Source organism: Fodinibius sp., from assembly GCF_041642155.1.
GTDB lineage: Bacteria > Bacteroidota > Rhodothermia > Balneolales > Balneolaceae > Fodinibius.
The window spans coordinates 1-6,945 of sequence record NZ_JBEPWZ010000152.1; the positions used below are offsets into that span (position 1 = coordinate 1).

A 6,945-nucleotide genomic window follows, 5' to 3' on the forward strand; every position below is an offset into this window, starting at 1 on the left:
AGAATGGAAATTCCATTCCGGACGTGGGAAAAGCCAGCGCCACCCGAACATCTTCGAGGCAAGCGGATCGATCCCGCGCATATACAAGTCAATGGCGGGATCCAACCGGGTAACGTATCCCCCACTGAAGGATTGCATACTTTACTCATAGGCATACGCACCCGATGTTCGTAGTTATCTCGGCCGGATCCATCTGTCAGATCCCGGGTCTTATTATGTGGAAACGACCCATAGCACTGTTGGCTATCTGTTCAGGCGAATCAGCGCCATCATTCGCCCGCTTTGCCTTCCCTCGCGCCGGTAGGAATAAAAGTCGCCCGCCTCATCAAGTGTGCACTCCTCCCGTACTTCCATGTGAGACGCTTTAAGCCCTGCTTCTTGGAGCTGACCGGCGAGAAACCCTTTCAAATCCACATGGGGCTTCCGGTAGCTGATGTTATCCACATATGAAGCGGGAAAAAGCGCTGCTACCTCCGGACCCACTTCAAAATTCTTCTGCGAGAGACAGGGACTTACGAACGACTCTATCTGACCGGGATCGGCTCCCTCCCGCATCATCGACCGGACTCCTTTGGTCAGGATTCCTGCGGCCGCGCCGCGCCAGCCCGCATGAAAGGCCCCGATGATATGATTGGATGCATCCCACAGCAACACCGCGGCACAATCGGCTACCTGTATGGCAAGCGAAAGCCCGGGCATCGCGGTAATAAGTCCGTCCGTGGCCGAATAGGTACCGCCCTCGCTGACAACTTGGATGTTATCACTGTGCACCTGGTCGGCATAAGCCACCTGCGCCGGATCAATATCCAGTTCCGACAACAGTAAGGACCTGTTCCGGGTGACAGCAGCTTCGGGATCCGGGGTATTAAAACCTAAGTTCAATCCTTCAATACGACCATCAGGCGCTGAATAGTGCCGGTTTTTGAGGGTAAACCAGGCATCAATACTCTTTGTCCCCCGGAGAGCTTCGGGCGTAATGCATGAAAAGTCATGACCGGAAATGTGCATACAACCGGTTTCGAACGTTAGCAAGGGGAAAGGAACGGCCCGTCCAGTGTTCAAACGAACGGCTGCCCTGTTGAATCAGCATCTCCAGTCCCCCTATGGTGACGGCACCGGCCCGCTCAGCCAGGGCCAGAAACTTTGTCTGCAAGGGGTTATACACCACATCATAACAGATGCGGCCGGACAAATATTCCTGTTCAGATTCTTTTACCGGGGACGTGTCTACGCGGGGATCCATCCCGAGGGGCGTGGTGTTAACGATAAGCCGGGCTTTGTCGGCGTAGGAGGTCCACTCGTGATAGGAGATAACCGAAACGGCCGGATAATGGTTGAACGAGTCAACCTGTCCCGGACTTCGGGATACCAGGTACAGTTCATCCATCCCGAGTTCAGTCAGCGCCGTAACAACCGCCCGGGAAGCCCCGCCGGTTCCGAATACAATGGCACGATTTCTTTTCAGCTGACCGGTATAGTCCCCCAGGGGCGCCAAAAACCCGTAGACATCCGTATTCAATCCCTGAAGGCGTGCTCCTTCCGCTTTCTTCACAATAGTATTCACCGCACCGATCGATTGTGCCACTGGATCAACCGTATCCAGATAATCGGCAATCATCTGTTTATAAGGCAGGGTGATATTCCCCCCGAGGAAGGTGTCCTCGTTAAAATAGGACGCCAGACGGGTCAATTCGTCAGGTTGAACCTCTACGGCATAGTAACGAGCGTCCGAACCGTAGAAATCGAGGGCCGTATTATGCATGAGAGGTGAGAGACTGTGCTCTACGGGATTCCCGAATAAGGCATAATGCGGCGTGCGGACCTTATCACTTTCCAGAAATAATGAAAGAGTCATATCTTAGCAATGGATTGGCAAAAAAAATGCGCACCTGGAAAAAATGCGCATCTAAGTCCTGAAATGGCACGCATTTATGCCGCAGCTTCCTCGGCTTCCTCTTCTTCGGCCTCCACAGCAGCTTCCATCTCCTCAAGAGTGGCTTCAGCTTTTTCTTTGAAAGTATCTGACTCAACTTCTTCCTTGAAACGCTGCAGATCTTTTTTCATCTGTGCGGGAAGTCCCTGAATAAATTTTGCCAACTCTTCATCAGGTTCTCCATAAAAGGTCCGGTAATCAAGGCTGAAATCGACCCTGGTGCGTTCGCCGTTATCAAGCGGAGTAAAACGAACGGTACCGGTTTGATTGAGATTACCGTTAATCGTAATCCAGGCAAACCGGGTATTGCGCAAGTTATCGATGATATTCGTCGTCCATTCAAATTTTTCACCTCCCATTAGCGTGGAAAATTCGAATGTTTGAGAATTTATTTTTTTAACTCGATTAATTCGTTCAAAGTAGTGAGGGAAATAGGTAGGATCGCTTAAATATTCATAGACTTTGGCCAAGGGCAGATCAACTTCGATTCTTTCGTGCGCCATAATTTATATACTTCAAGATTGGTTAAAGTTACTAATTGAAACGATAAAAAAGAGATTATCCAGTTTTAACGTAGGACTCACCCACAATGCGATAAATTTACGCATTTTTTGGCTCATCAGCAATTAATTTTGCCGTTAATTTCGGGGCAATTTTAAACCAATTCCGGAATGTTATGGCTCAAAAGATAAGTCAGTGCGTATTTCTCACCCATAAAAAATTATAAGTAACCCTACCTCCCGACTACCCGCGGCGGGAAAAGAGCGATTGAACATGAGTCCATATCTGTTGCTGAACCTTTTCCGGGGGCTGTGTGGCATCAACCGTAAAAAAACGCTCTTCCCTTGTAGACATCTCATCAAAACCGGCAATGACCTTTTGAAAAAAAGAATCCCCGGACTGCTCCATACGGTCCCTGTGCTTTTCGCCCATGCGTTTTTTAGCTTCCTCCAGCGACACTTTCATATAGATGGTAAGATCTGGCCTGCGCTTATGGCTGGCAATGCGGTTAATACGATCGATCTCACCGGGGGGAAGGGAGGCCCGCCCATATCCCTGGTAGGCAGTCGTGGAATCGTAAAAACGATCCAGGATAACCACCGATCCCGCCTCGAGGGCGGGCAATACCTCTTCAGCCACCAGTTGGGATCGCGCAGCGGAAAAAAGAAGCAGCTCCGTAACAGGATCCACTTCATAATTTGGGTTTAACAGGATATCGCGCACTTTCTCCGAGACTTCGGGTCCCCCGGGATCACGAAAAACTTCGACTTCAGCTCCTTTTCCCTCCAGGTGATCTCTCAAATGTGTGATTTGCGTTGACTTGCCACTGCCATCAATCCCTTCAAAAGTTATAAACACGTATTCCTGGGTTTTATCCGGTTTCAATTTTCAGAAGGAATATAACAATCATCTCAGTCCCATCGAACCGGATTCTAAGGGTCTGCTTCCTGCGGTTAACTGGCCGGACGGCATGTCCACGGGAGTGGGCTCCAGTCAGCGTCTTTGGCAGAGCATTATTTTCAGGTTTTGCGGACACTAACAGGGTATGTTGAGACCGGGACGAACGATGCAGCAACTATCATACATACTACATATGCACTTGTAAAAAACCGAATCAAAAATCGAACTTGTCCATTTCCCGGGGCTCCTTGTCGAGGGCAATAGCCAGGGCGATATACAGCACCAGCGACGTTCCGGGAACGGCAAAGAAGGCAAAGACAAACAGAAACCGCACGACGGTCGTGCTGATTCCGAAGTATTCGGCCAGACCTCCGCACACGCCGGCCAGTTTTTTGTTGGAGCGGGACTTATACAATTTTTTCCGCTGGCGGAAGGCGTAACGGTCGAACTGGTACTTCTCATCTGAAAAACGGCGGCCGTAGCCTTCCCTGTCCAGATCGTTTTCAAAGTTAACGTCCTCCTGACGACTATCATCCACTGATTCGAAGTCATACCTGCTCTTCTGCCGGTTTTTTTTCTTCTTTTTAGCCTGCCGTTCCCGTTTGCGGTCGCCCACAAAAAAGCCGAAACCCACCAGCGTAACCAATATACCGCCGATAAGCGGCAAATACTCAACGATTCCGGACAGATCGGTACCCAAACCAAGACCGATCACGCTTTGAATCATATAAACCATAATCACGAGGAACATCGCTATACCTGCAATAGTGGCAAAATTCCAGATATTCGTGTTCTCCTTTTGTTCATCCTCCAGAAATTCGTTCATCGTCTGCCGGAGTTCGTGATCTTCAAAATCCATGAACGAATCGATGGATTGCGTGCCGGATTGCTGTCGTGTTTTAGCCGCCATAATTTTTCTCGTTTAACTTTATCGTCGTTGATCCTGCATTTCCTGACAGGTCCGCTTGTAATGATCCATTGAACGATCAGGAGAACATGACAACCGTAGTTGAAAGCTTATGTATCTACCTATAACTATTACGAAGATAACCGCTGATTGTTACAAAAAAGCAACGGAAATCAATCCCGTATAAATGTAAATGATTCCCGCCCCGTTGCCTCCGATTACTGCTAAGCCCGGGCATGGTAAATCAAGATGATGACCCAGTCCTGTGTGACAGCCGGCTGTCCGACCTCCATTTCCGGGCTTCAGACCCCACCCGCTGACTTCCAACTCCTGACCTTCAACATTACTCCCTGCTAAATTAAACAAAAGATCGCGAGGCGACGGTCTATTCACTGCCTCTCCGCCCTTTCAATAACCCGCGCTTCGGTAATAATTTTATTCAGGGATACATCATGATCGCCTGTGGGAAGGGAGGGCACGATATTCTGCTCAAAACAAAGGCCGATGGCCGGACAAGCGGCTTTTTTTAAAAACCGGTCATAAAATCCCCCGCCATAGCCAATCCGGTGCCCCTGCTCATCGCCCCCAACCATCGGCACAATAACCAGCTCCAGTTCAGGCGGAAGGCGCCTCATACTATCTTCGGGCCTTGGCTCCAGCCCCCCCCACTTGCTGGGAACAAGGTTATCAAAAGAGGTCAGCTCAAAATGGCTGAGCCTCCTGTCTTCAAAATGAGTTACCGGCACCACGACCTGTTTTTCCGTTTCTAACATCATTTTAATCAACGAATGGGTATTGACTTCCCGGCGCTCGTTTATCGATACGTAGCAGTGAATGGCCTGTGCGGACTGGTACTCCCGCTGCTGAAGAAGCGTAGCAATAATTTTTTTTGAATGAGCTGCATAATCCGAGTCAGAAATTCGGGCGCGCTTTGAGCGCAGCAGCTCCCGCAGTTGCTCCTTGGACTCTTCCGCATCCATCACTACAGTTCAATTAACTTGTGCTCGTCAAAGGTCTCGTTTTCATCCAGGCCATCCAGCAGTTTATCCCATAAATCGATGCCGTACTTATTCATAAAATAGATAGCCGCAACCGAGCGTTCCTGCAAGCCATCCATGGGAAACAAGTTGTGTTTAATCCGGCGAATACGACTCAGTTGGGTTTGATCCTGCTGTTTAACCGCGCGATAGACCTTCCCCTTTAACTTGTCCAGTTCCCCAAAATAAACCGCCGTCGCCTTGCCGGCTGCGCCCTCCAGCGTGGGATCGACGGCGGCGACCTTATCTTTTTGGGGATCAGCAACCTGTTCAACTTTTTGTTTCCACTCCGAAAACACGGTCTCGATATCCATTTTTTCCGTGCGCTCTACGTAGGCGGAATCAAGATCCTCTATTCGCATGTCATATTCGTGAAATTCAAATGGCAATTCATCCAATATTCGGCCAATAGCGGGCTCGACAAGCGTAGCGGTCATGCGGGGAAAAATAACAGGCATCTTTGTTTCAAAATAGCCGTATAGCTTTTTCATCTGCCCGTAATAAGCAAGTTCTCCGGGTCCCGCTACATACCCCAGGGTGGGTAAAAGCCGGTCCTGCATCAGAGGCCGAAGAAAAACATTAGGGGAAAAGCGTTCCGGGGATTTGTCGATCTGTCCCAGCAACTCGCCGGTGGTCCATTCGCGGCCTCCTGCAGCCACCCAGCCCGCATCCGCGGCACTGATTTTCAGGCGGTTCCCCTCGTCTGAAAGATAAAAGAGATTTGAATCATATAACGTAACCTGCTGATGAAACCGATCGCTAATCCGATCGCTCTGTGCTTCCAGTGCCTCCCTGACCGCCCCGGCGTGCTCTACCGACCGCCTGAACACCTCTTTGGTCTGATCCTTGATGGCCGGGTCGTTACTGCCGGCCAACAATAAGCCGTGTTTTGAAAAAAGGTGGGTTATAAAATCGCCAAATGCCTGGGCAAAGGTGGCATGGGGACGAAAACAACGGTCTAACAGCTGCCACACGTCCGCCGAAAAATCAGTCTCGTACAGCGCGTCCTTTATCTGATTTCGCAGCTGATCGAGCTCGCCTGGAAGCCTTATGTCCGCTACCGGCGGCAGCGGCTGCGACCGGGGCGGCAGTTCAAAGCTCTGCAGCTCCCCGTCGCCCAACAGGTGGAGACTGCGAATTTCCTCGTAGTCGTGGTCTTCATCAGCCAGCCAAAAAACCGGTATGACGGGACGATTGAGCAGCGCTTCCGTTTGCCGGGCAAGATGAATCGTACTGATTATTTTAAGCACCGTGTAAAGCGGTCCCCCGTACACCCCCAGTTGCTGTCCGGTGACCAATGTCAGGGCCTCCTCTTCCCGGAGCCGGTTCAGGTTTCGCCGGGCAGCTTCCTGCAGCTCGAAGGGCTTGTTGAAGTCCTGGAGAAGCTCCACCATCCGGCGTCGATCACCGGCGTACGATAGTTCCCTGGCCTTCGCTTCGACCGACTCGGCATCAAAAGGGTTGTAGTCGTAAAAAGCGCTGACTTCCGAAAAGTCCGAAACGTACGTTCTAAAAAGGTTGGAATACGGGAGGTTCTGAAAGGACCGATTAGTTCTGTGCAATGGCTTCAACTTTTAAGCTTCTGGATTTCATCCCGCAGGCGTGCAGCTTTTTCGTAGTTTTCGGTATCGATAGCCGTCTGCAACTCACTTTCGAGTTTTTCGAGC

8 protein-coding genes are annotated in these 6,945 nt (G+C 50.3%); all 8 read right to left on the bottom strand.

What is annotated here, in order from left to right:
* Nucleotides 1-243 precede the first annotated feature (243 nt).
* Nucleotides 244-1,008, bottom strand: a complete 765-nt coding sequence (gene pgeF, locus ACESLU_RS09555) for a peptidoglycan editing factor PgeF (protein ID WP_372638399.1) — start codon at nt 1,006-1,008, stop codon at nt 244-246.
* The gene (aroE, locus tag ACESLU_RS09560) at nt 989-1,855 is read right to left on the bottom strand and encodes a shikimate dehydrogenase (protein WP_372638401.1); all 867 of its coding nucleotides are present in this window, start codon (nt 1,853-1,855) and stop codon (nt 989-991) included. Before aroE ends, pgeF begins: the two co-directional genes overlap by 20 nt.
* A 74-nt stretch (nt 1,856-1,929) precedes the next feature.
* Entirely contained in the window at nt 1,930-2,436 is a 507-nt protein-coding gene (locus ACESLU_RS09565; protein ID WP_073058893.1) for an SRPBCC family protein, read from the bottom strand.
* Nucleotides 2,437-2,677: 241 nt separating this feature from the next.
* A complete protein-coding gene (gene tmk, locus ACESLU_RS09570) occupies nt 2,678-3,292 on the bottom strand; it encodes a dTMP kinase (RefSeq protein ID WP_372638403.1) in 615 nt (204 codons plus the stop codon).
* Between the two features lie 256 nt (nt 3,293-3,548).
* Nucleotides 3,549-4,244 (bottom strand): PspC domain-containing protein, encoded by a 696-nt coding sequence (locus ACESLU_RS09575; protein ID WP_372638405.1) that lies wholly within the window; start codon nt 4,242-4,244, stop codon nt 3,549-3,551.
* Nucleotides 4,245-4,630: 386 nt separating this feature from the next.
* Nucleotides 4,631-5,221, bottom strand: coding sequence for a 5-formyltetrahydrofolate cyclo-ligase (locus tag ACESLU_RS09580; protein WP_372638407.1), 591 nt, complete (start codon nt 5,219-5,221; stop codon nt 4,631-4,633).
* Between the two features lie 2 nt (nt 5,222-5,223).
* Nucleotides 5,224-6,840 carry a bacillithiol biosynthesis cysteine-adding enzyme BshC gene (gene bshC / locus ACESLU_RS09585; protein WP_372638409.1) on the bottom strand — a complete coding sequence of 539 codons (1,617 nt, stop codon included), beginning with the start codon at nt 6,838-6,840 and terminating at the stop codon, nt 5,224-5,226.
* A gap of 5 nt (nt 6,841-6,845) precedes the next feature.
* A partial coding sequence (locus tag ACESLU_RS09590; protein WP_372638411.1) for a UvrB/UvrC motif-containing protein occupies nt 6,846-6,945 on the bottom strand: 100 nt, incomplete at its 5' end.

What these genes read in the sequence shown, in the direction of transcription:
- pgeF (WP_372638399.1), bottom strand. Translation starts at nt 1,008, where the DNA reads ATGCACATTTCCGGTCATGACTTTTCATGCATTACGCCCGAAGCTCTC.
- aroE (WP_372638401.1), bottom strand. Translation starts at nt 1,855, where the DNA reads ATGACTCTTTCATTATTTCTGGAAAGTGATAAGGTCCGCACGCCGCAT.
- ACESLU_RS09565 (WP_073058893.1), bottom strand. Translation starts at nt 2,436, where the DNA reads ATGGCGCACGAAAGAATCGAAGTTGATCTGCCCTTGGCCAAAGTCTAT.
- ACESLU_RS09575 (WP_372638405.1), bottom strand. Translation starts at nt 4,244, where the DNA reads ATGGCGGCTAAAACACGACAGCAATCCGGCACGCAATCCATCGATTCG.
- ACESLU_RS09580 (WP_372638407.1), bottom strand. Translation starts at nt 5,221, where the DNA reads ATGGATGCGGAAGAGTCCAAGGAGCAACTGCGGGAGCTGCTGCGCTCA.